The following is a 21423-nucleotide window of genomic DNA, read 5'->3' as shown; positions in this document are numbered from 1 at the left end:
CCAGTGGCTAAAAGCACTGCACGTAAGGGAAAGCGCAAGGAAAAGAAAAATATCAGCTCGGGCGTCGCTCACATTTTCTCGACGTTCAACAACACCATTGTGAGCATCACCGACAAGGGTGGAGCCCTGTTGGCATGGGCTTCTGGCGGCAACGTGGGCTTTAAGGGCGCGAGAAAGTCGACGCCCTTTGCGGCTCAGGTGGCCTCTCAGCAGGCCGGAAAAGTTGCCCAGGATCAGGGCATGCATGAGATTGACGTGGTCGTCAAGGGTCCCGGCCCTGGCCGCGAATCGGCGATTCGAGCGCTGCAGGCGATTGGTCTGCAGGTCAATTCCATCAAGGATGAGACTCCTATTCCGCACAACGGGTGTCGTCCGCCCAAGAGACGTCGCGTCTAAACCGGCGTGACTTGGTGGATAATGGTCCCGTCGTATTCTGCGCTGAACAGAGCAGAATATGGAGTTCTATGAAAGGTGTTGGGAGCATTGGAGTTTATGTGTCCTGAGATCCGAGTCGAGGAATGCACGCCAACGAAGGCCCGCTTAATTATCGGGCCTCTCGAGCGCGGCTACGGAGTGACGATTGGCAACGCTTTGCGTCGGGTTCTGCTTTCCTCAATTAAGGGAGCCGGTGTGACAGCCGTGCGGGTCGAAGGCGCTTTGCACGAGTTCACGACGCTTCCCGGTGTCCGAGAGGACATCATCGAGCTTCAGCTGAACCTCAAACACATTCCCGTGCGGTCCCACAGCGTCGAAGTGAGAGTGCTGAGACTGGAAGCGACCGGCCCCAAGAAGGTCACCGTCGCCGATATCCAGCCAGACAGCGAGATCGAGTTCATCGATCCCAACTTCTACATCTGCACTCTTGCTGAGGGGCATTCGATTTCCATGGAGCTGTACATCGAGCAGGGCGTTGGCTACGCGACGGCTGACCGTCCGCGCCCCGACTACCTTCCTGTGGACGCGCTCATGGTTGATCCCAACTTTGCGCCGATTAGCCGAGTCAAATACGATGTTCAGGCTGAACGGGTCGGCCACAAGACCGACTACGAGAAAGTCGTTATGGACATCTATTCCAACGGAGTTATCGCTCCTGACATGGCAGTTGCTGAAGCGGCCAAGCTGCTGCGGGAGTACTTCAGCATTGTCGTCAAGGAGATTCTGAAGCGCTATCCGGCGTCAGCTGAGATGGCGGCGTCGCCGGTCGAGATGGAGCAGGAGCAACCGTCTCTGGGCCAGGCGATCGTTCACAGTGACGACGGAGCGGAGAACTCGCTGTTGGGACATGGCGTTCGTGATTTGGAGCTGTCTATCCGCAGCGAGAACTGCCTGCTGCGAGGCGGCATCCACACCATCGGCGAATTGGTGAGCCGCAGCAAAGAAGAACTGCTGAAGATCAGAAACCTCGGGAAAATTTCCCTGCGTGAGATCGAGGAGAAAATGGCGAAATACAATCTCTCCTTGGCCGATGACAAGGGAACCTCGGAAGAGAAACTCGGTAAGGAGGATTAACACCCACAATGAGACACAGAGTGGACACTCGTAAACTGGGGCGCGACACAAGCCACCGCAAGGCAATGCTGGCGAACTTGGTCGCAAGCCTCATCATTGAGGAGAGCATTGAGACGACGGTAACCCGGGCGAAGGAAGTTCGTCGGGTAGCCGAGCGGATCATCACTCGCGCCAAAGGCGGATCGCTTCACGATCGTCGGCTCGTGATCGCCCGAATGAACCACAAAGCGGCTGTCAACAAGCTGTTTGACGACGTGGCGCCCCGTTATTCGGAGAGACCCGGCGGGTACACCAGAATCGTTCGGACCGGCTTCCGCAAGGACGACGCGGCCCCCCTGGCGATCATCGCCCTGGTCTAAGGCGGCGTTTCATGAGCCAGCCGCCGCTGATTTCCGTCCAGAATCTCGGCTTCACCTATCCCGGAACGACGGTTCCCGCGTTGACCGACCTGACCTTTCAGGTAGCCCGCGGCGAATGGGTGGCTCTGGTCGGGAGCAACGGCTCAGGAAAATCTACATTAGCCCGAATTCTTAACGCCCTGCTCGTTCCGACGCAGGGCGCTTGTTTTGTGGACGGAATGAACTGTTCCGACGAATCTCTCGTTTGGGAGATTCGCCGGAAACTTTCTATGGTTTTCCAAAACCCTGAAAACCAGATCGTCTCAACGGTTGTAGAAGACGAAGTGGCCTTTGGTCCAGAAAATCTGGGCTTGCCGTCGGAGGAAATTCGCCGGCGAGTGGACAACGCGCTGGAGGTAACCGGCCTGACCGAAAAAGCCTCAAAGGCCGTTTACACGCTTTCAGGCGGACAAAAGCAGAGGCTGGCAATAGCCGGCGCTCTGGCGATGAAAAGCGACTGTCTTCTGCTCGACGAGCCGACCGCCATGCTCGACCCACAAGGGAGAGCGGAGGTCTTGGAGCTGCTGGGACGGCTGCACTCGCTTGGACATTCGATCGTCCTGATCAGCCATCACTTAGAAGAGGTGATGGCTGCCGACCGAGTGCTGGTGCTGCTTCAGGGACGTCTCGTTTGGGAAGGAACGCCCGAAGAGATGCTTCTTCGGCCGGAGCTGGAAACCCTTTGGGGGCTCCAACTTCCCCCCCTGTACCGATTAAGAAATGACCTCGTCAAGTCCGGCGTCCTGACGGCCGGGACGATGGCTGATCTGGAAGCGCTGACGGAGGCTCTATGTCAATACAAATAAACAACCTCAGTCACTGGTACCACCGCGGAACGGCCCTTGAGACGAGGGCCCTGAGCGGCGTATCCCTGACGATTGACAGAGGCAGCTGGGTTTGCATCGTCGGCCATACGGGCAGCGGAAAGTCGACGTTGGCTCAGCACTTGAACGGCATTCTGCTCCCCTCGTCAGGAGATGTAGTCGTCGACGGACACCGGCTCACGTCTGAAAGCCGGGGGGACAATCTGCGGGACGTCCGTCGGTCCGTTGGGCTGATCTTCCAGTACCCAGAACAACAGCTGTTCGAGGAGACAATTCGGGCTGAACTGGCGTTTGGGCCGAAAAACTGGGGCGTGCCGGACGACGAGCTGGAGGAGTTGACGACAACCGCTCTTCGTCAGGTTGGACTCGACGAGTCGTTCCTGGACCGGAACCCTTTCGCCCTCTCAGGAGGGCAGAAGCGGCGGGTAGCTATCGCGTCGGTTTTGGTATCCAAGCCCAAGTACCTCGTCTTAGACGAGCCGACCGCCGGGCTCGACGGACAGGGTCGACAGCAGCTCATTGATCTGTTGGATCGGGTGCACGCTCAGGGAACAGCTATTATCCACGTCACTCATGACTTGGACATCGCGTTCAGCCGGGCGGATCGAATACTCGTCATGCTTCGAGGCGAAATGAAGATATGGGACGAGCCGGCTAAGGTTGCCCGCTGGCTGAAAGACAACCCTACCGACGGCCTGCTGCTGCCCGACATCATTCAGCTGGAGCTGAATCTGGCCGAGCGCGGACTGAACTTCCCTCTGACCAGCGACCCGGAGGAATTGGCGGACGCGATCAAGGAGAGCCTGAAATGAGTTTTATCGACAACCTGAGCATCGGCCAATACATTCCAGCCAACTCACCGGTTCACCGGCTTGACCCTCGGGCTAAAATTATCGGCCTGATTTGTTTCTTGATCGGCATATTCTGGGCAAGCAGCTGGTACGACTGGCTCATCTGGTGGGCGATTCTCATCGCCGTTCTGCGATTGGCCCGCCTTCCTGTCCGCACAGTTCTGCGATCTGTGCGGCCGGTCGTCTTTCTGGTCGTCTTAACCATGGTGCTCAACCTTTTCTGGGCTCCCGGTGAAGTGCTGTGGCGCTGGAAATTTCTCAAAATCACCGACCAGGGAATCCGGCTGGCCATCGTGATGAGCATGAGACTGCTGTTGTTAGTGCTGTACGCCAACCTGTTGACCCTGACGACCCGCCCGATGGAGCTGAGCGACGGACTTGAGCGGCTCTTTTCGCCGCTGAAGGCCTTTGGCTTCCCGGCTCACGAGCTGGCCATGATGATGACCATCGCGCTTCGGTTTATTCCCACGCTTCTGGGCGAAGCCGATCGGATCATGAAAGCTCAGGTAGCCAGAGGGGCGGATCTTGACAGCGGGTCGTTTTTCAAGCGGGTAAAGGCGTTTCTCCCGGTCCTCGTTCCCCTGTTCGTCATCGTCTTTCAGCGGGCCGACGACTTAGCTGTTGCTATGGAGTCGCGCTGTTATCGAGGCGGCGAGGGACGAACCAGAATGAAGCCATTTTGCTGGAATTGGGCGGACTCGGCCTGTTTGGCCTTTTGTCTGGCCGCTGCTGTCGGCCAAATCGGCCTGCGGTTGGCCCTGAAAGGGGCCTAACGTGCCTCGGTATGCCCTGACAGTCGCCTACGACGGTTCAAAACTTTTCGGCTGGCAAATACAGCCCGGCGTCAGTTCAGTGCAAGGTGAGCTGACCCGGGCTCTGTCCCTTCTGAACGGCGGTCCAGTGACGGTTACAGGCGCCGGTCGAACCGACGCCGGAGTTCACGCTCGAGGACAGGTGGCTTCGGTGTGGCTGAACAGGCCGTGGCGCGGCGATAAGCTCCGTTTGGCAGTCAACGCCAACGTCCCTGACGGGATCTGCGTCTCTCGGGTTAGGCCGTGTTCTCCGTCGTTTGACGCCCGCCGGGACGCCCAGTGGCGGCTTTATCGATACTGCGTCTGGCTGGCATCGTGGTGTCCGCCTCAGATCGAACCGTGGGTCTGGTGGAACAAAGTCTCCCACTGGGACATGGATTTGTTCGCCGCCGGATGCCGTCTGCTGGAGGGGCGTCATGATTTTTCGGCGTTCTGCCGTCAGAGCGAGGTTCCGGAAAACCCGTGGCGGCGGCTGTACAGCGTCCGCTTTCGCCGCCGTGGTCCGCTGGTCGTCGTCGCCGTGTGCGGTGACGCCTTCTTGACGAACATGGTTCGGATCATGATGGGCAACTTGGACGACGTATCGCGGGGAAAACGTTCCCTAGACTGGTTGGCCGGCCTTTTGGAAGGCGGCCGGCGCAGCAGTTCGGCAATGACTGCCCCCCCCAGCGGACTGACATTTTGGCGTGTTGGCTATCGCCCCAAAGCACGGTAAAATAAATTAAGTTCACGCCTCGGCAAGGAGGAAGGTCATGTTTTCATTCGGTAATGACATCGGCATCGACCTCGGCACTGCAACTGTTCTAATCTACGTCAAGGGTAAGGGAATCGTTCTGCGCGAGCCCTCCGGCGTGGCAATCGATCAAGAGACCGGCCGCATTCTGGCGGTAGGGTATGAAGCGAAAAACATGGTCGGCAGGACTCCGGGCAACGTCGTGTCTGTCAGGCCCCTCCGCGACGGCGTCATTGCGGACTACACGATGACCGAGGCAATGCTCAGGTACTTTATGAGCAAGGTAAACACGGGTTTTCGCCGGTATTTCAGGAACCGCGTGATGATCTGTGTCCCGTCCGGCGCCACGGACGTGGAACGGCGGGCCGTTTTGGAAGCTGCCATTGAAGTCGGCGCCCGCGAGGCGTATTTCATCGAAGAGCCAATGGCGGCGGCAATCGGCGCCGGGCTGGACGTGGACGAGGCGCGAGGGAAAATGATCGTCGACGTCGGCGGCGGAACGACCGATATTGCGGTCATATCCTTAGGCGGCATCGTCATATCCAAGTCGCTGAGAGTCGGCGGCGACAAGCTGGACGAGTGCATCATGCGGTATCTGCGCAAACAGTACAATTTGGCAATCGGCGAGCAAATGGCCGAGAACTTGAAAATCCTCATCGGCTCGTGCCTTCCTGACCAAGAGGACGAGAGCGAGATGACCCTCAAGGGCCGGGACCTGGTCCAAGGGCTGCCCCGTCAGATCGAGATCAGCAGCCGAAGCGTCTGCTCGGCCATCATCGAACGGGTTCAGTCCATTGTCGACGGAGTGCGTAGCGTGTTGGAGACGACGCCGCCAGAGTTGTCGGCCGACATTATCGACCAAGGCATAGTCCTGACCGGCGGCGGTGCTCTGTTAAGAGGGTTGCCAGAGCTCATCAGCCGCAACACTGGCATTCGGTGCATCGTTGCCGATAAGCCAACCGAATGCGTCGCGCTTGGCACGGGCATGGCTTTGGCGAACTTGAACAGGATTGCCAACTGCGGCTACAGCGGCATCAGCGCGGCCCGGCGCCGCCGGCGGCACTGACGCGCTGTCATGGAGAACCGGGACGAACGGTCCGGGGGGTGCTTGGCCTCTCGGACCGTTTCTTCGTATGTGCCCTAGTGGTATGATGGACTCAGATTCGACTGCGTAGGCTGCGGTCGATGCTGTCGCCGGGAAGGCGCGGCGTTCCTTCTGCCCGAAACCGTCAAGCAGATGGCCCGCGCGTTGAACCTGACGGAAGAGGCCTTTGCCCGGACGTATATGACGTCGCGGTGGCGGTATCCGAGCCTCGCTTCAGATCGGTCGGGCCGATGTGTCCTGCTGACCCCGTCGGATAGGTGCGCCCTTTATGAGCTCCGTCCGGTTCACTGCCGCACGTGGCCGTTTTGGCCCCAAGTGCTGGAATCATCTCAGGCATGGCAGGAAGCGGCGAAAAGGTGTCCGGGAATGAACGATGGGCCGCTGATCGGGCGGCAGACGATAATGGCGCTGCTTGATGAAAGCGTCCGCTTCTTCATGGCGCTTTCTGAGTGGAACCTATTAAAAAAACAGAAAGGAGGACTGCTGTGGAAACCCTGAGCAGTTACTTTGGAGAACTTATCGACTTCTTGTCTGAAATCAGCTGGTCAATGATCATCGGCGTCTGCATCGGCGGAGGAATCTTGGCGACGATTGGCGACCGGGTGGGCATGAAGTTTGCCAAGCGGCGGGTGACGCTGTTCGGCCTCCGCCCCAAGTCAACCAGCACGATCATTACAGGCGTGACCGGCATGGTCATTTCACTGTGCGTCATGGGCGCCCTTTCCATGACCTCTGAAACGGTTCGCACAGCGCTCTTTTCGATGAAGTTTCTCGCCAAACAGACCGTTGAGCTCACGTCCCAGCTTCAGGCCAGCCGCCAGGAACAGGAACTTTCCGCCCTGCTGGCAGTCGAGAACCAAGAGAAGCTGACCGCTAAGGAAGAGGAGCTTAAAAAGTTGCAGGAACAGACGCTTGAGCTAAACGGCCAGATTGAACCGCTGAGAAAAGAGCGGGACGAGCTGACCTCCCAGACGCAGGACCTGCGCAGCGAGCTGGCCGGCCTTAGACAGACGCTCAGCCGCTTTCAGGAAGGGCGGATCATCATGTCCGCTGGCGAACTGATGGGACAGCAGGTCGTTCCGGAAAGCGCGGAGTCAGCCGACGAAGTCCGCCAACTGGTAGAAAAGCTCTTGGAGCGCATTCGGTACGAAACGGGGCTGCGCAGCGGAGTCTCTCCCAGCTCGGTTAAAGTGAACGTCACCGACGACCAGATCAACCAGATCGTCAATCGGTGCAGGGCCATCGCCAGCCGAAAAGTCATCCGGGCAACCGCGGACGTCAACATCGTCGCCGGTGAGGAGATTTCCCCGGTCTTTCGGGTGTTTGAAACCGAGCTTATTTTCAGGAAGGGTGAGGTCATCTTAGAGCGGACCCTTCACCAGCCAAACGACAGCGACGAGGCCGAGCGGTCATTATCGACCCTGCTGAACGAAGTCAACCACATGGCCGCCGACAGTGGAGTGCTGACTGATCCGGTAACCGGCACGGTTGGAAACATCTCGGCCAACGACTTCTTTGACGCGGTCAAGCAAATAGAGTCCGCCAAGGGGAACGCCGTCGTGACCATTCGGGCTGACCGGGACATCTACAGCGAAGGCCCTGTTCGGGTCGATATCGAGGTAGAAAGCAGGGACCCGTCATGACTTTTTCAAAAGACGCGCCGTTTTTTTACGACAGCGCCTGCGCCGTGACGCCGGCAGAGCTGCAGAACCTGTACCGCTACACCCCGTGGGGCAAAAGCCGGTCCTGTGAGGAAATCGCCAGAATGCTCCGCCACACCGACCTGTGCTTCTCTGCCAGGGTTGATGACCGGCTTGTCGCTTTCTGCCGAATGCTCACCGATTTCACCTATCGGGCTTCCCTGTGGGACCTGATGGTTCATCCCGACTACCAGGGCCGGGGACTTGGCACGCGCACCCTTCAGTACGCGCTGTCCCATCCGGCTGTTCGAGCCGTCCCGCTGATCGTGGCGTTCAGTACCGACTTGGGGAGCTTCCTCGCCCGCCAAGGGTTTGTCCCACGGGACGGACAGATGATGCTGCTTCGCCGTCCGTTGGAATACTGCTGATGGATCTCGCCGGAGCGCTCTGCCATCTTCTGTGGCCGCAGCAGTGCGTCTCGTGCGGAGCCCCCGGCGAAGCGCTCTGTTCGGACTGTGAGGCCATGCTGCCTCCCCGGCTCAGCCCGGTTTGCCTTGTCTGCGGCGCGCCGGCGCCGTGTAAGACTCATGGCGTCAAATACGTCCTGCACTCTCGAACGCCCCACGAGGGAACGGCCAGAGAGCTGGTCCTGAAGTCCAAATACGGCCGGTGGGGAGAACTGGCATACCGCCTTGGACAGCTCGCCGCTGAAGGCGTAGAGCTTTCGCCGGGGAATTGGTCGGTTGCGGCGGTGCCGCCGCGGCGGTACTTTTGGAAGACAAGCTTTCCCCATACCCTTTGGCTGAGACGCGGCGCAGCGGCTCAGCTGAAACTGCCGCAAAGCAGCCCGCTGAGATGGAACGCCCGGACAGAGCGTCAGACGGAGAAGAAAACGCGGACCGCTCGCTTGGCGATGAACCCGAAGAGCTTCGCCGCAGCGGATTGTGAGGCGAAGGACTTCATCTTGATTGATGACGTGACGACCACCGGCACGACCCTACGCCTAGCGGCAAAGACGCTGTACGCTGCCGGGGCCCGTCGGGTCGCCTGTCTCAGCTGGTCGAGAGCGCTTTCGGACTGACCAAGTTCAGCGCTTGCATTTTGAACTCTCGGTTGCTATAATACCTAGCGTACTTTAGAAATGAGGGTACACGACGTCGCGGGGTGGAGCAGTCCGGTAGCTCGTCGGGCTCATAACCCGAAGGTCGCAGGTTCAAATCCTGCCCCCGCAACCAACACTCGGCGGTATAGCTCAGTTGGCTAGAGCATGCGGTTCATACCCGCAGTGTCACTAGTTCGAATCTAGTTACCGCCACCAGATCTTATAAGGCTGTTCACAGCCGTTACCGCTTTATCAAGCGATTAAAGTTCCTGACAAGAAGGCCCCCAGCCAAAAGGCTGAGGGCCTTTATTATGCTTTCAGTAAGGCTCGTTTGAGAACAGGCCAATATAAGCGCCGCCCGGCAAAATGCCAGGCGGCGCTAACTCTAACAAGCGAATGTCATAGAGGCTGTGTAGCTCTTGTACCGCGGTTCAGAGGAAAATTATTTTCTCGTGTCGCCTTTGGAGCCGAGAACGGCGAAGAACGTGAGGGGCACGTCGCCCGTGTTGGCCAGCCCGTGTTTGTGGCCGCTGCGGCAGACGGTCATATCGCCGGCAGAGACGTCATACGTCTTGTCGTCGTCGGTGAAGACGCCGCGTCCTGAGGCGATCAGGTAGCAGTCCTCGGTGCCGTCGTGTTGATGGACGCCGATCGAGTCGCCGGGAAGCAGAACCATGTAGCCCATTTCCTTGATGGAATTTTCTGCCGGCGCGTCCTTGCGGACGAAGGCGTATTTGACCAGCAGGTTGCCTTTGCCCCCGGCAACGTTCTCGCGCACGGTCAGCGGCAGGGCTGACATGTGGTAAATTTCCGCCGCCGCCGGAGACGCGGCACAAAGAGCCAGACACAGGACGAGTGCAAAACGCTTCATAATATGACCTCCCAATGAATTAAATGCTCCGCTGCGCTCTGCCGCGGAGAGATGCCGTTGGAATGTCCGCTGGACCGGCGGGCTGTCACTGCCGGCAAGCTATCATATAATAGAACAAATTCTCTTATTTTTCTTATATTAGTACAGGTATGCGGTTTCTGTCTATGTCTCAGCCGCTTTTTGCCTCCTTTTGAGATGAGGAAGGCTGCGGCGGCGAAGAGGGGGCGTTCGAGTGAAGGTCGATTTCGTGAAGGTCAACCCGGCGGGAAACGTGACGATTTTCGTGACGTCGTTTGTTCCCGTAGAGCTCCAGCCGGCAGTTGCCAAGGAATTGATGAGCTCCGACCACGTGGGCGGAGAGCAGGTAGGGTTCGTGTCAGGACGCCGGCTCAGAATGGCTGGTGGGGAGTTCTGCGGCAACACGACCCGGTCCCTTGCAGCGCTTTGGGCGTTTGCAGAGGGGACAACCGGCCCAGCTCAGTATACCGTTGACGTTTCAGGCGTCACCAGTCCGATTCAGGTGACTGTGCAGGCCGAGGGCATGCCAGGAGTCTTTCGCGCGGACGTCTTAATGCCCCAGCCGCTGGGCCAAGACGAGGTGAGTCTTGAGGGGTACGCGGCCTTTCGAGTCGATTTCGGCGGTATCGTCCATTATGTGGTCGAGGGCGCTCCTGATGAAAAGGTCATCTCTGCCGCGCGAACGCAAATGGGGTACGGCAGGTGGGACGCGTTCGGCGTGATGTTCCTTCAAGGCGACCGGCTTGATCCGTACGTGGAGGTGAACGGGGTGAGCGGCATGTGGGAGAACAGCTGCGCTTCCGGTTCCTCTGCAGTGGCCTGTCTGCTGCAGTCGAGGACGCCGAAAGGCCGGGCGTCTTTGAGGCAGCCAGGCGGGACGCTGTCGGTCTCTTGGGACGGCCGCGGGGTTCTCCTTAGCGGACCTGTTGCCATCGTGGCCCGAGGCGAGGCCTTTCTGTCCGAATTGAGCTGGGAAGAAGCCGGCTGATGATTTTCATGTCCCGTTAAAACTGGGCGTCGCTCACTTTGTGAGCGGCGTTTTTTTATGCGGCCCTGCTGAAACAACTGAGAAATGGCATACGCATAAAATACTAATCCTATATGGGCCTTTTATGCTACAATAAACTAAAATTGTATACGGGGTTATTTTTTATTGGAGCGAAAAGAAACGGGGAGAGTACGATGAGCCGTCGTTGGGTTCAGTTGGTCGTTCGGTATGGCGCGCCGTCAATTCTGTCTATGTGGGTGTTCACGCTTTATACTATGGCGGATGGTTTTTTTGTCGGACGGTATGTTGGGACTGTAGGACTAGCAGCAGTCAGCATGAGCATGCCGTTAATCAACGCGATGTTCGCTGTGGGCGTGATGATCGGCATGGGCGGCTCGACGCTCGCGGGCATTTGTTACGGGGCTGGAAGAAACGATTCCGGCGATGTGATTTACTCCCGTTCGATTTTAATGTCCCTCGCGTCGGGGGCTCTGTTCGGCGCCGTGCTGTTTGCTGGCGGCGGGAGCATTGCCCGGCTGCTTGGCGCAGATCAGGCCTTGTCGCCGTTAGTCGCCGAGTACTTGACGACCCTCGCACCGTTCAGTCTGTTCTTCATGACCGGGTACGGCCTAGAGGCGTTCACAAAAATTGACGGCGCCCCGTCCTGGCCTGTGGTGTGCGTGACGGTTGGAGGACTGGCAAACGTCTTTCTCGACTACGTGACCGTGGCTCTGTGGGGCTGGGGGCTGTACGGCGCGGCTCTGGCAACTGGCGTATCCCAGCTGGTGAGCTTCCTGCTTATTTTGGGGCGGCTGTCCTTTTTTGCCCGCCGGGTGAACCTGCGTCCTGTGCGGCTGAAGCTGCGTCCGTGCTTTGAAGTGCTGCGCAGCGGTTTCCCCGAGTTCCTGAACGAGCTTTCAATTGGCCTGACGGCGCTGCTTTTCAACTTCATTCTCATGCGTCGGATTGGCAGCGAGGGCGTGGCCGTGTTCGGCGTGGTGTATTACGTCTCGTCGCTGGTCAGTATGACGTTTGTCGGGCTGGGGCAGGGGGTTGCGCCACTGCTCAGCCTGAGCTTGGGCAAGAATGACCGGCAGGCGCTCAGGAATTTATTTTCAGTGGCCTGCTGCGGAGCGGCGCTCGGCGCCTTGGCTTTTGGGCTGTTCACTCAGCTGAACGCTTCGGCGATCGTCGGGCTCTTTATCACCGACGGTTCGACGGGGATGGCGTCTTGGGCGCTGCGTCTGTACGGGACGGCGTTTTTCATCTCCGGCGGCAACATCCTGATCGGGACGTACTTCACGGCGATTCATCGACCCAAGCTGGCGTCGGCCGTGACGCTGCTGCGGGGGTTCGGTTTTGTGTCCCTTGCGCTGTGCTCCCTGCCTCTTGTCATGGGGGCGGTGGGCATTTGGCTGGCAGTGCCCCTCTCTGAGGCGGCGACGCTGGTCGTTTCGCTCCTGCTGTATCGCTTCTTCGGTCAGCCCGATTCGGCACAGGAGGAACTTCAGCCGGTCCTGTCCGATCTGTCGGTACAGCGAGGCTAGTTTTTCGGCTGGACAACCAGCCAGAGCTTTGATAAAATTTCTCGGAGCCTGGATTGGGGGCCCTTTGTCAGTATTGCCCCGCGCTGGTTGACCCAGACAGGCTGGCACAGTCATAGCCCCAAGGCGGGGCGAATTTCATATGGGGAGGCAACAACAGACATGGCAAAGGCACATTACGAGCGGTCAAAGCCGCACCTTAACATTGGTACGATTGGGCACATCGACCACGGCAAGACGACGCTGACGGCGGCGATTTCGCACGTGCTGTCGCAGGCTGGCTACGCAGAGGAAATGCATTTTGACCAGATCGACAAGGCGCCGGAAGAGAAAGAGCGCGGCATCACGATCAACATCTCTCACATCGAGTACACCACGGACAAGCGCCACTACGCCCATATCGACTGCCCGGGACATGCCGACTACATCAAGAACATGATCACCGGCGCAGCGCAGATGGACGGCGCGATTCTGGTCGTCTCGGCCGCTGATGGCCCCATGCCCCAGACCCGTGAGCACGTGCTTCTGGCCCGTCAGGTCAACGTGCCGGCGCTGGTCGTCTTCATGAACAAAGTTGACATGGTAGACGACGAAGAACTGCTCGACCTGGTCGAGATGGAAGTCCGGGAACTGCTGGACAAATACCAGTTCCCTGGCGACGAAGTCCCGATCATCCGCGGCTCCGCGCTGAAGGCGCTCGAAGAGGGCGACGGCAGCCGGGACAACAAGTGGAGCAAAGCGATTTGGGAGCTGCTTGACGCGTGCGACAGCTACTTCCCGGATCCGGTGCGCGAGACCGACAAGCCCTTCCTGATGCCGATTGAAGACGTATTCACCATCACCGGCCGCGGCACGGTTGTTACCGGCCGAGTCGAGAGCGGAATCATCAAAGCCGGCGAAGAAGTAGAAATCGTCGGGATCAAGGACACGCGGAAAGTCGTTGTCACCAGCCTTGAAATGTTCCGGAAGATCCTTGACGACGCGGAAGCGGGCGACAACGTTGGAGCGCTACTTCGCGGCGTAGACAAGGACGAAGTGGAACGCGGCCAGGTCTTGGCGAAGCCGGGCAGCATCAAGCCGCACACGAAGTTCAAGAGCGAAGTGTACGTCTTGAAGAAAGAAGAGGGCGGGCGCCACACGCCGTTCTTCAAGGGCTACAAGCCGCAGTTCTACTTCCGCACGACGGACGTGACCGGATCGATCAAGCTTCCTGACGGAGTGGAAATGGTCATGCCTGGAGACAACGCGACGTTTGAAGTGGAACTGATCTGCCCGATTGCAATGAGCGAAGGCCTTCGTTTTGCAATTCGCGAAGGCGGCCACACCGTCGGAGCCGGCGTCGTTTCCGAGATTCTCGAGTAAGAACAGCTTTAAAATAAACAGCATTGAACCGTCACCCCCCGCCGACGGCGGGGGGTGACGTACCGGAACACTGGAGAGGAGGACGCCAAATGGCCGACCAGATCGGACTGACCTGCACGGAGTGCAAAAACCGCAACTATGTGACCACAGTCAACAAGAAGAACCTCGGCGGGAAGCTTCAGCTGAACAAGTTCTGCCCCAAGTGCCACAAGCACACCTTGCACAAAGAAAGCAAATAGTGTAGAATAACCTACTGTCGCAGGTCCGTAGCTCGAATTGGTAGAGCATCGGTCTCCAAAACCGAGGGTTGAAGGTTCGAATCCTTCCGGGCCTGCCATTTTCACGTCTTGACTTTTGACGAAAACACAGAGGGGGATGTCTGTTGGATCTTAAGCCCTTCATCCGCGAATCCCGTGCAGAATTCAAAAAGATCACCTGGCCGACCAGAAAACAAGTGTGGTATTCCACGCTGGTGGTCATTGCCGTGACGCTCCTTTTGAGCGCGTATCTCGGCATCCTTGACTTGATCCTGACAGGTGTGTTCTCGAAGATCCTTGGATAGGGGTCTTGCCCCTGTATCCACTTCTTACTGTAGGGAGGTACGGGGGCCGATTTGCATCGGGTCCCTTTTTTATGATGATCGAACGCAAAGAGCAAGCTAACGTCCAGTGGTTTGCCGTACAGACCTACTCAGGGTACGAGAACAAGGTCAAAAACAACCTGGAGCAGCGAATCGCTTCCATGAATGCCGAGGACAAGATCTTCCGAGTCCTCGTTCCCATGGAGGATGTTGTCGTTGTCAAGGACGGGAAGTCTAAGCAGATGTCCCGCAAGCTGTTCCCCAGCTATGTTCTCGTCGAGATGATCATGGACGATCAGTCTTGGTACGTCGTCAGGCATACGCCCGGCGTGACGGGATTTGTCGGGGCCGGCGCGCATCCGTTGCCGCTGTCCGACGAAGAGGTCCGCGACGTGCTCGTCAAGGTCGGGGAGCTGGAAGCCGAGACGCCCCAGATCGTGGTAGAATGCCAAGTCGGCGATTCGGTGCGGGTCAAGTCCGGGCCGTTTGTCGGTGCGGTCGGCGTCGTCTCAGATGTCAACACGTCCACCGGCAAGGTGAAGTTCGTCCTTTCGGTATTCGGCCGCGAGACCGAGGCCGAAGTGAATCACACGGAGCTCGAGCGCGTCTGAGCGCGCTCCTGATCCTGCAGGGGCGCTCCCTTGGAGCGTCAGCAGGACAACGATAAATTCGAGAGGAGTCCTTTTGCATGGCAAAGAAAGTCATCGGGCAGATTAAGCTGCAGCTGCCCGCCGGTAAAGCCACGCCGGCGCCGCCGGTTGGGCCGGCGCTGGGGCAGCACGGCGTGAATATCATGGAGTTCGTCAAGCAGTTCAACGCGAAGACCGCTGATCAGGCTGGGATGATCATCCCGGTCGTCCTGACCGTTTTCGCGGACAGAAGCTTCACGTTCATCCTGAAGACCCCGCCTGCCAGCGTCCTGATTCGCAAGGCCGCGGGCCTTGAGAAGGGATCCGGCGAGCCCAACAAGAACAAGGTTGGCTCTCTGACCGCCGAGCAGGTGAAGGAGATCGCCAAGCTCAAGATCGTCGACATGAACGCCAACGACCTTGACGCTGCCTACCAGATGGTTGCCGGAACCGCCCGTTCCATGGGCGTCACCATTAAGGAGTAACGTTCCATCCCGTGGCAGGCCGCATGGCCGCTACGACCACAAGGAGGATACAACAATGGCAAAACTGAGCAAGAAACAGTCCGAACAGCACAAGCTGATCGAACCGGGCAAGCTGTACTCGTTCGCCGAGGGCGTCGAGCTGATGAAGAAAGCCGCCATGGCCAAGTTTGACGAGTCGGTCGAAGTTCACGTCAAGCTGAACGTCGATCCCCGCCACGCGGACCAGCAGGTTCGCAGCACGCTGGTGCTGCCTCACGGGACCGGCAAAACCAAGACGGTCCTGGTCCTTACTGCCGGCGACACGTCCGCAGCTAAGGAGGCTGGCGCCGACTTCATCGGCGGTGCCGACATGGTCGAAAAGATCAAGGGCGGCTGGCTCGACTTCGACGCGGTCATCGCGACGCCTGACATGATGCGCTTCATCGGCCCCTTGGGCAAAGTTCTTGGCCCCCGCGGCCTCATGCCCAGCGCTAAGGCCGGCACCGTGACGGCAAACGTCGGCGACGCTGTCCGCGAGATCAAGGCGGGCCGGGTGGAGTTCCGGGTCGACAAGTTCGCCATCACCCATAACGTCATCGGCAAGATCAGCTTCTCCAACGAGCAGCTGCTGGAGAACCTGAGAGCCTACCACGCGGCCATCGTCAAGGCTCGTCCGGCAGCCGTGAAGGGGACCTACATCAAGAGCATGACAATCGCTTCGACGATGGGCCCCGGCATCCGGCTTGACGAGTCTCAGGCTGAATAAGTCCCTTTAAAGACAACCCGCAGAGGGTTGTCTTTTTTTGTCCGCGACGATATAATAATCAAGTGAGCTTGAGACAGTGGGTGCTCGTGAGAGCACAAAGGCCCAGCCGCCCACCGAGGTTCAGGAGAAAAACGTCGCGCCGTCAGGTGCGGCATTTGACGCGTTGACTAACGCTCTCCCGCCTCCGGACGGGAGAGTTTTTTGTTTGAGGAGGTGAAACATATGCCTGCACAATATAAGATCGACGAAGTAGCTCTGCTGCGCGAAGCGTTGGAAGGCGCCGACGCGGTGTTCATTACCGAGTACCGCGGCCTTTCCGTGGAGAAGAGCACTGAGCTGCGCAAAGCTGTGCGCGACGCCGGCGGTCACGTGCGCGTTGCCCGCAACACCCTGATGAGCATCGCTCTGAAGGAGCACGGACTGGCTCATCCTGACGAGATGATGACCGGACCGAACGCCTATATCATCTCCTACGGCGAAAGCCCTGCGGTCGCCAAGGCCCTCGAGGACTTTGCGGCCAAGAAGGAGAACGCCGCTCTGGTGATTAAAGGCGGCGTCATGGGTGAGAGCATGTTGGACAGCAAGGCCGTTGCGGCTCTGGCCAAGCTGCCGTCCAAGGAACAGCTTCGCGCCCAAGTCGTGGGAACGATGGTCGCGCCTCTCCGCGGACTTGTCACAGTTCTGTCTGGGACAATGCGCGGACTGGTCACTTGCCTGTCCCAGCTGGCCGAGAAGAAAGAAAAAGAAGCAGCGTAACCGGTACGTCTTTCAAAGCTCACATCCAAGCCGCATAGCGGTTTGACCTAATCTGAAAAATTTTTTGAGGAGGAACTCCCAATGACCCACGAAGAAATTCTGAGCGCAATCGAATCAATGACCGTTCTTGAGCTGTCCGAGCTCGTCAAGGCGATGGAGGAGAAGTTCGGCGTCAGCGCCGCCGCTCCTGCCATGATGATGGCCGCCCCGGCTGCTGCCGGCGCCGCTGCTCCTGCCGCCGAGGAGAAGACCGAGTTCAACGTCATCCTGAAGGACGTTGGCGCCGAGAAGATCAAGGTTATCAAGGTCGTGCGCGAGATCACCGGCCTGGGCCTGAAGGATGCCAAGGACTTTGTCGACAACCCGGGCAAGGCTCTTAAGGAAGGCGTCTCCAAGGAAGAAGCCGAGAACATCAAGAAGCAGATGGCTGAAGTCGGCGCCACCGTCGAGCTGGCATAACACGAACGCAAAAATTGGCCGTCCGGCACGTAAGTGCCGGACGGCCTTTTTGTGGGCAGTTGAAATTGCCCTGTTATTCGACATGAAGCGTCCCATTTCCTTCGGAGCAGGTCCCGATGATCTGGGAGCGGGTAAAGCCGTTTGCCAGCGCCGCGTTGAGGATTTGGTCGGCGTATCGGGGATCGCAGGCCAACATGAGCCCGCCGCTCGTTTGGGGATCGTAAAGAAAGTCCTCTTCTGACCGTCCGCAGGCGCCTGCAACGTGGGGCGCGTAGAGTTTTTGATTGCGGTAGGCTCCGGCCGGCAGAAGTCCCATCGAGGCGGCCTCCGTGACGCCGGTCAGCAGAGGAATTTTTTCCAGCTCGAAGTGGAAGTCCACCGTCCCGTCCGAGAGCATATCGAGCGCGTGCCCTGCCAAGCCGAAGCCGGTGACGTCAGTGGCGGCGTGAATCGCCCGCTTGAGCTCCGGCGAAAGGTGCCTGGGCAGATCATTCAGCGTCCCCATCCAGCGGACCGCTTCGGCCGGGTCGATCAGGTCGGTCATGCCTCCCTTGATGGCCGTGGCGGCGACGCCTGTTCCGACAGGTTTGGTGAGGATCACCGCGTCGCCCGGCTTCGCGCCGGTCGTCCTCCAAAGGCAAGACCGTTCGGCTTCGCCGAAGACGCAAAGGCCGTACTTCGGCTCCGGGTCCTCCACGCTGTGGCCGCCCATGAGGAACGCGCCTGACTCAGTCACCGCGTCGCTCCCGCCGCGCATCACCGCCGCGAGAGACTCCAAAGGCAGACAGTTGATCGGGAACGCCACCACGTTCAGGCAGACCAGCGGTGCGCCGCCCATGGCAAAGACGTCGCTGATTGAGTTGGCTGCCGCGATGCGTCCCCACTGGTACGGGTCGTCCACCACAGGGGTAATGAAGTCCACTGTCAGGATCCCGACCCGCTCTTCGGTTATTTTCCAGAGCGCGGCGTCCTCGCCGCCCTCCCAACTGCAGAGAAGCCGATCGTCGTGAGGGTGAGGCAGGCCTGCCAGAATTTTCGCCAGGTCCTCCGGACCTATCTTGGCCGCTCAGCCGCTGGTGTGCGACAGTTGGGTCAGTCGTTTTTCAGTCATTCGGCCTGTCTCCTTTCGCATAAGGTCGCGCGCCTGCCGGCGGTGGCCGGCGACGTCTTCAGGTATAATAGGTTTTGTTTGAGCCGCGTGTCAAGAGCGCGGCATGAAGGAGGATACGTATGGGAACTTTGCCAATCACGACGATTTTGGAGGGACTGCGTTCGCAGCGTGCGGACTTGCAGGACAGCCTTTGACCCGGAAGGGCTTAGAAGACAGGCAGATGAGCTGAGGCTTCGGAGTTCCGATCCGGCGTTCTGGTCGACCGGCGACGCGAAGGAAGTTTCGTCCCAGCTGTCGAGGCTCGAGAGCTCGCTGGAACACTGGGATCATCTGGAGCGGATGTTTTCGGACCTAGAGACGATGGCCGAGCTTTTGGAAATTGACGACGACCCGGAGCTGGCGGCCGAGTTTGACGCGAAAAGCGGCGAGTACTCGCGGGAAGTTGAACACCGGCAGATGGACCTGCTTCTGTCCGAAGCCTACGACAGCCGGGACGCGATCGTGACGATTCACGCCGGCTCGGGCGGGCTGGACTCCCAGGACTGGGCGGAGATGCTGTACCGCATGTACCTTCGCTGGTGCGAGGAAAACGGCTACAAGACCCGCCTGCTGGACCTGCAGCAGGACGAAGAAGCGGGGCTCAAGAGCGTCACGTTCACCGTGTCCGGGTCCTGCGCTTACGGGTACCTGAAGTCCGAGACGGGGGTGCACCGGCTGGTGCGAATTTCCCCGTTTGACACCAACAAGCGGCGGCACACGAGCTTTTCAGGCGTCGTCGTCTCTCCTCAGCTGCCCGACGACGTCGAGGTGGCCATTCGGGACGAGGACCTGAGAATTGACACCTATCGCTCCAGCGGGGCCGGCGGGCAGCACGTCAACATGACCGACTCGGCTGTTCGGATAACCCACCTGCCCACGGGAATCGTCGTGAGCTGTCAGAACGAACGGTCCCAGCACATGAACAAGGCCACGGCCATGCAGGTGCTGCGCTCCAAGCTGTACGACCTTCAGGTCCAAAACCGCCGGCAGGAGCTGGACGACTTGGCAGGCGAGAAGAAAGAGAGCAGCTGGGGACACCAGATTCGGTCGTATGTCCTTCAGCCCTACACGCTTGTCAAGGACCATCGGACCGGCGAGGAGACGGGCAACGTGGCAGCCGTCTTGGATGGGGATCTGGACCGGTTTATTCTGGCGTACCTGCGCTGGCGAAAATAGAGAAAGGGCGTATTTCAAGTATGACTTTGTTGAGAAAAATCGCTGCAGTTCTGGCCGCCGTCCTGTGCTTGACCCTGTCGGCTGCGGCTTGGGCTTCTCCGTTTATCCCGGACGAGCCGATCATTAAAGTTTCCCAGCTCAAGCGGGGAATGAAGGGGTACGCCAAGACCGCTGTCCCGGGAAACAAGATCGTCTCGTTTCCAGTGGAAGTTTTGGACGTGGTGACGTCGCCGACCCGGCCCCGTCATCTTGTCCTGCTGCGGGCCAGCGGCGACGTCATTAAAAAGCTGGGCGGCATCGCGGCGGGCATGAGTGGCTCGCCGGTGTATTTCGGCGGCAAGCTGGCCGGCGCGATCGGATATAACTGGTCGTTCAGCGACCACGATCTGACCGAGATGACGCCCATCGAAGAGATGATGAGCGTTTTCGATTATCCTGAGTCCGATATGGCCGGCCCCTTGGGGAAAAAGCCCTTGGCCGGGCCTCTGACGGTTTCGGGGCTGAGCTCCCGCGCCCTGCAGAGGTTAAGCTCCCGGCTCGGCGTGTCGGTTCAGGCCGGCCTGTCGGGATCTGAGGTGAAGGGCGCGGCGACGAACGTTCGCCTGCGTCCTGGGGACCCGATCAGCGTCCTGTTGGCGTGGGGCGACGTGGACGTGGAAGAGACTGGCACCGTTTCGGCGGTGAGCCGGGATGGACGTTTTCTGGCGTTCGGCCACGAGGTGAAGAACTTCGGGGCGGTTCGGCTGCCGGTCAGCACGGCGAAGATTCACCATATTATCCCCAGCATGGACGTGCCGTTCAAGCTCGCGTCCCCAGGGCAGCTGATCGGGACGGCGACGCAGGACCGTATTGAGGGCGTCGGCGGGTGGTTTGGCCGTTTTTCACCGGCGATGTCTGTTTCAATTCGATTGAAAGACAAGAGCCAAAACCTGAACGTTTTCCGCCGCTTTCAGATGGCACCGATTCCGGCCCTTTTGCCGACTCTACTGCCCGACGTGCTGGCTGGCGTGATCGACTCGGAGCTGAACCGGGTTGGGCCGGGGACGGCCAAGATCACCCTGTCGTTGAATGGCAAGAATTTCTATCCCGGCTGGAAATGGGACGACGTGATCGCCGACTCCCAGAGCATGTCGGATCTTCTGGCGTCCAGAGTGACGGCGTTGGTGGACGCTGTGAGCCAGAACCCGTTTTCAGACCTGCACCCGCTGGGGGTAACTCTTGACGTGGACGTGACGCCGGAGACGAACGTCCTGTACTTGGAAAAGGTCGAGGTGAAGCCCGAAACGGCAGCTCCAGGCGAACGGGTGACCGTGTCTGTAACCATGCGACCTCGGCGCGGCAAGCCGACGGTGAAGAAGTTTGACTTCGTCGTGCCGGAAGACTGGGAAGGCTCCTGCACTGTTCTGGCTCGAGGCGGCCAGCTGGACAACGAAGCCGCCGACTCCGGCAGCGAGGGAAGCAGCCGGCCGTCGTCCCTGAAGGAATTTCTGGCCGACCTGACCGACGCCGAGCGGTCATGCGAGGTCATCGTTTCGCTGGAAGGCGACGAGACGCCCAGCGACAAGTCGGCTCAGGAGATCCGCCGCACGAAGATGAGCGAGGGAACCATGCGGGTCTTTCGTTCCGAGTACAGCGTGGACGGGTCACTCTCTGTTCCGCTAGTTATTGGGCCAAAGGGCAAATAAA

26 protein-coding genes, 3 tRNA genes and 1 other annotated feature are annotated in these 21423 nt (G+C 59.1%); of the genes, 27 read left to right on the top strand and 2 right to left on the bottom strand.

The features are described 5' to 3' along the window. Positions 1-3: 3 nt before the first annotated feature. The 14 genes from rpsK (at position 4) to JONANDRAFT_RS05230 (ending at position 9190) form a co-directional block, all read left to right on the top strand. Positions 4-396, top strand: a complete 393-nt coding sequence (gene rpsK, locus JONANDRAFT_RS05295) for a 30S ribosomal protein S11 (RefSeq protein WP_008521511.1) — start codon at positions 4-6, stop codon at positions 394-396. 96 nt (positions 397-492) lie between these two features. Beyond that, positions 493-1509: a DNA-directed RNA polymerase subunit alpha gene (locus tag JONANDRAFT_RS05290; protein ID WP_008521510.1), complete on the top strand. Its 1017-nt coding sequence runs from the start codon at positions 493-495 to the stop codon at positions 1507-1509. An 8-nt stretch (positions 1510-1517) separates the two neighbouring features. After that, the gene (rplQ, locus tag JONANDRAFT_RS05285; protein WP_008521509.1) at positions 1518-1868 is read left to right on the top strand and encodes a 50S ribosomal protein L17; all 351 of its coding nucleotides are present in this window, start codon (positions 1518-1520) and stop codon (positions 1866-1868) included. Positions 1869-1879: 11 nt separating this feature from the next. Further along, positions 1880-2713 (top strand): energy-coupling factor transporter ATPase, encoded by an 834-nt coding sequence (locus JONANDRAFT_RS05280; protein ID WP_008521508.1) that lies wholly within the window; start codon positions 1880-1882, stop codon positions 2711-2713. Continuing rightward, positions 2698-3543: an energy-coupling factor transporter ATPase gene (locus JONANDRAFT_RS05275; RefSeq protein WP_008521507.1), complete on the top strand. Its 846-nt coding sequence runs from the start codon at positions 2698-2700 to the stop codon at positions 3541-3543. The genes JONANDRAFT_RS05280 and JONANDRAFT_RS05275 overlap by 16 nt, the downstream gene beginning before the upstream one ends. Next, positions 3540-4355 (top strand): energy-coupling factor transporter transmembrane component T family protein, encoded by an 816-nt coding sequence (locus tag JONANDRAFT_RS05270; protein ID WP_008521506.1) that lies wholly within the window; start codon positions 3540-3542, stop codon positions 4353-4355. Before JONANDRAFT_RS05275 ends, JONANDRAFT_RS05270 begins: the two co-directional genes overlap by 4 nt. Position 4356: 1 nt before the next feature. Further along, positions 4357-5109, top strand: coding sequence for a tRNA pseudouridine(38-40) synthase TruA (gene truA, locus JONANDRAFT_RS05265; RefSeq protein WP_008523071.1), 753 nt, complete (start codon positions 4357-4359; stop codon positions 5107-5109). Between the two features lie 37 nt (positions 5110-5146). Further along, complete coding sequence (gene mreB, locus JONANDRAFT_RS05260; RefSeq protein ID WP_008521504.1) at positions 5147-6193, top strand: rod shape-determining protein; 1047 nt, start codon at positions 5147-5149, stop codon at positions 6191-6193. A gap of 150 nt (positions 6194-6343) precedes the next feature. Beyond that, positions 6344-6730: a YkgJ family cysteine cluster protein gene (locus tag JONANDRAFT_RS05255; RefSeq protein ID WP_231366873.1), complete on the top strand. Its 387-nt coding sequence runs from the start codon at positions 6344-6346 to the stop codon at positions 6728-6730. After that, positions 6718-7875: a DUF3084 domain-containing protein gene (locus JONANDRAFT_RS05250; protein ID WP_008521502.1), complete on the top strand. Its 1158-nt coding sequence runs from the start codon at positions 6718-6720 to the stop codon at positions 7873-7875. Before JONANDRAFT_RS05255 ends, JONANDRAFT_RS05250 begins: the two co-directional genes overlap by 13 nt. After that, a complete protein-coding gene (locus JONANDRAFT_RS05245; RefSeq protein WP_008523069.1) occupies positions 7872-8300 on the top strand; it encodes a GNAT family N-acetyltransferase in 429 nt (142 codons plus the stop codon). Before JONANDRAFT_RS05250 ends, JONANDRAFT_RS05245 begins: the two co-directional genes overlap by 4 nt. Continuing rightward, positions 8300-8953, top strand: coding sequence for a ComF family protein (locus JONANDRAFT_RS05240; protein WP_008523068.1), 654 nt, complete (start codon positions 8300-8302; stop codon positions 8951-8953). Before JONANDRAFT_RS05245 ends, JONANDRAFT_RS05240 begins: the two co-directional genes overlap by 1 nt. A 77-nt stretch (positions 8954-9030) precedes the next feature. Next, positions 9031-9107: transfer RNA gene (locus JONANDRAFT_RS05235), tRNA-Met, on the top strand. A gap of 6 nt (positions 9108-9113) precedes the next feature. Beyond that, positions 9114-9190: transfer RNA gene (locus JONANDRAFT_RS05230), tRNA-Met, on the top strand. A gap of 226 nt (positions 9191-9416) precedes the next feature. On the opposite strand, the gene JONANDRAFT_RS05225 is transcribed toward JONANDRAFT_RS05230, so the two are convergent. Then, positions 9417-9845, bottom strand: a complete 429-nt coding sequence (locus tag JONANDRAFT_RS05225; RefSeq protein ID WP_008521499.1) for a cupin domain-containing protein — start codon at positions 9843-9845, stop codon at positions 9417-9419. Between the two features lie 232 nt (positions 9846-10077). Between JONANDRAFT_RS05225 and JONANDRAFT_RS05220 the strand changes: the two genes are divergently transcribed. The 11 genes from JONANDRAFT_RS05220 (at position 10078) to rplL (ending at position 17411) form a co-directional block, all read left to right on the top strand. Next, complete coding sequence (locus JONANDRAFT_RS05220; RefSeq protein WP_008523066.1) at positions 10078-10851, top strand: diaminopimelate epimerase; 774 nt, start codon at positions 10078-10080, stop codon at positions 10849-10851. Positions 10852-11045: 194 nt separating this feature from the next. Then, positions 11046-12398 carry an MATE family efflux transporter gene (locus JONANDRAFT_RS05215; RefSeq protein WP_008523065.1) on the top strand — a complete coding sequence of 451 codons (1353 nt, stop codon included), beginning with the start codon at positions 11046-11048 and terminating at the stop codon, positions 12396-12398. A gap of 159 nt (positions 12399-12557) precedes the next feature. Beyond that, positions 12558-13757, top strand: a complete 1200-nt coding sequence (tuf, locus tag JONANDRAFT_RS05210; protein ID WP_008521496.1) for an elongation factor Tu — start codon at positions 12558-12560, stop codon at positions 13755-13757. Between the two features lie 89 nt (positions 13758-13846). Next, on the top strand, positions 13847-13996 hold the full coding sequence (gene rpmG, locus JONANDRAFT_RS05205; protein WP_008521495.1) for a 50S ribosomal protein L33: 150 nt from the start codon (positions 13847-13849) through the stop codon (positions 13994-13996). 21 nt (positions 13997-14017) lie between these two features. Then, positions 14018-14094: transfer RNA gene (locus tag JONANDRAFT_RS05200), tRNA-Trp, on the top strand. A gap of 45 nt (positions 14095-14139) precedes the next feature. Next, on the top strand, positions 14140-14319 hold the full coding sequence (gene secE, locus JONANDRAFT_RS05195; protein WP_008521494.1) for a preprotein translocase subunit SecE: 180 nt from the start codon (positions 14140-14142) through the stop codon (positions 14317-14319). A gap of 71 nt (positions 14320-14390) precedes the next feature. After that, complete coding sequence (gene nusG, locus JONANDRAFT_RS05190) at positions 14391-14948, top strand: transcription termination/antitermination protein NusG (RefSeq protein WP_008521493.1); 558 nt, start codon at positions 14391-14393, stop codon at positions 14946-14948. 77 nt (positions 14949-15025) lie between these two features. Beyond that, positions 15026-15451 (top strand): 50S ribosomal protein L11, encoded by a 426-nt coding sequence (gene rplK / locus JONANDRAFT_RS05185; protein WP_008521492.1) that lies wholly within the window; start codon positions 15026-15028, stop codon positions 15449-15451. A gap of 55 nt (positions 15452-15506) precedes the next feature. Beyond that, complete coding sequence (gene rplA / locus JONANDRAFT_RS05180) at positions 15507-16196, top strand: 50S ribosomal protein L1 (RefSeq protein ID WP_008523061.1); 690 nt, start codon at positions 15507-15509, stop codon at positions 16194-16196. Positions 16197-16245: 49 nt separating this feature from the next. Next, positions 16246-16408 (top strand) — a sequence feature (ribosomal protein L10 leader region). Between the two features lie 10 nt (positions 16409-16418). Continuing rightward, a complete protein-coding gene (gene rplJ / locus JONANDRAFT_RS05175) occupies positions 16419-16952 on the top strand; it encodes a 50S ribosomal protein L10 (RefSeq protein ID WP_008523059.1) in 534 nt (177 codons plus the stop codon). A gap of 81 nt (positions 16953-17033) precedes the next feature. Further along, on the top strand, positions 17034-17411 hold the full coding sequence (gene rplL, locus JONANDRAFT_RS05170; protein ID WP_008521489.1) for a 50S ribosomal protein L7/L12: 378 nt from the start codon (positions 17034-17036) through the stop codon (positions 17409-17411). A gap of 73 nt (positions 17412-17484) precedes the next feature. Here the strand turns inward: rplL and selD are convergent, their stop codons facing one another. Further along, entirely contained in the window at positions 17485-18522 is a 1038-nt protein-coding gene (gene selD / locus JONANDRAFT_RS05165) for a selenide, water dikinase SelD (RefSeq protein ID WP_008523057.1), read from the bottom strand. 119 nt (positions 18523-18641) lie between these two features. Here selD and prfB point away from each other — a divergent pair. After that, a protein-coding gene (gene prfB / locus JONANDRAFT_RS05160) for a peptide chain release factor 2 (RefSeq protein WP_008523055.1) occupies positions 18642-19737 on the top strand; the annotation gives its coding sequence in 2 pieces (ribosomal slippage) (positions 18642-18713 and positions 18715-19737; 1095 coding nt in all). 20 nt (positions 19738-19757) lie between these two features. Then, the gene (locus JONANDRAFT_RS05155; RefSeq protein ID WP_008523054.1) at positions 19758-21422 is read left to right on the top strand and encodes a SpoIVB peptidase S55 domain-containing protein; all 1665 of its coding nucleotides are present in this window, start codon (positions 19758-19760) and stop codon (positions 21420-21422) included. Position 21423 lies beyond the last annotated feature (1 nt).

The organism is Jonquetella anthropi DSM 22815, from assembly GCF_000237805.1.
Lineage (GTDB): Bacteria > Synergistota > Synergistia > Synergistales > Dethiosulfovibrionaceae > Jonquetella > Jonquetella anthropi.
The sequence above is the reverse complement of the archived record's forward strand: the minus strand, read 5'-3'. Positions and strand labels throughout refer to the sequence as shown.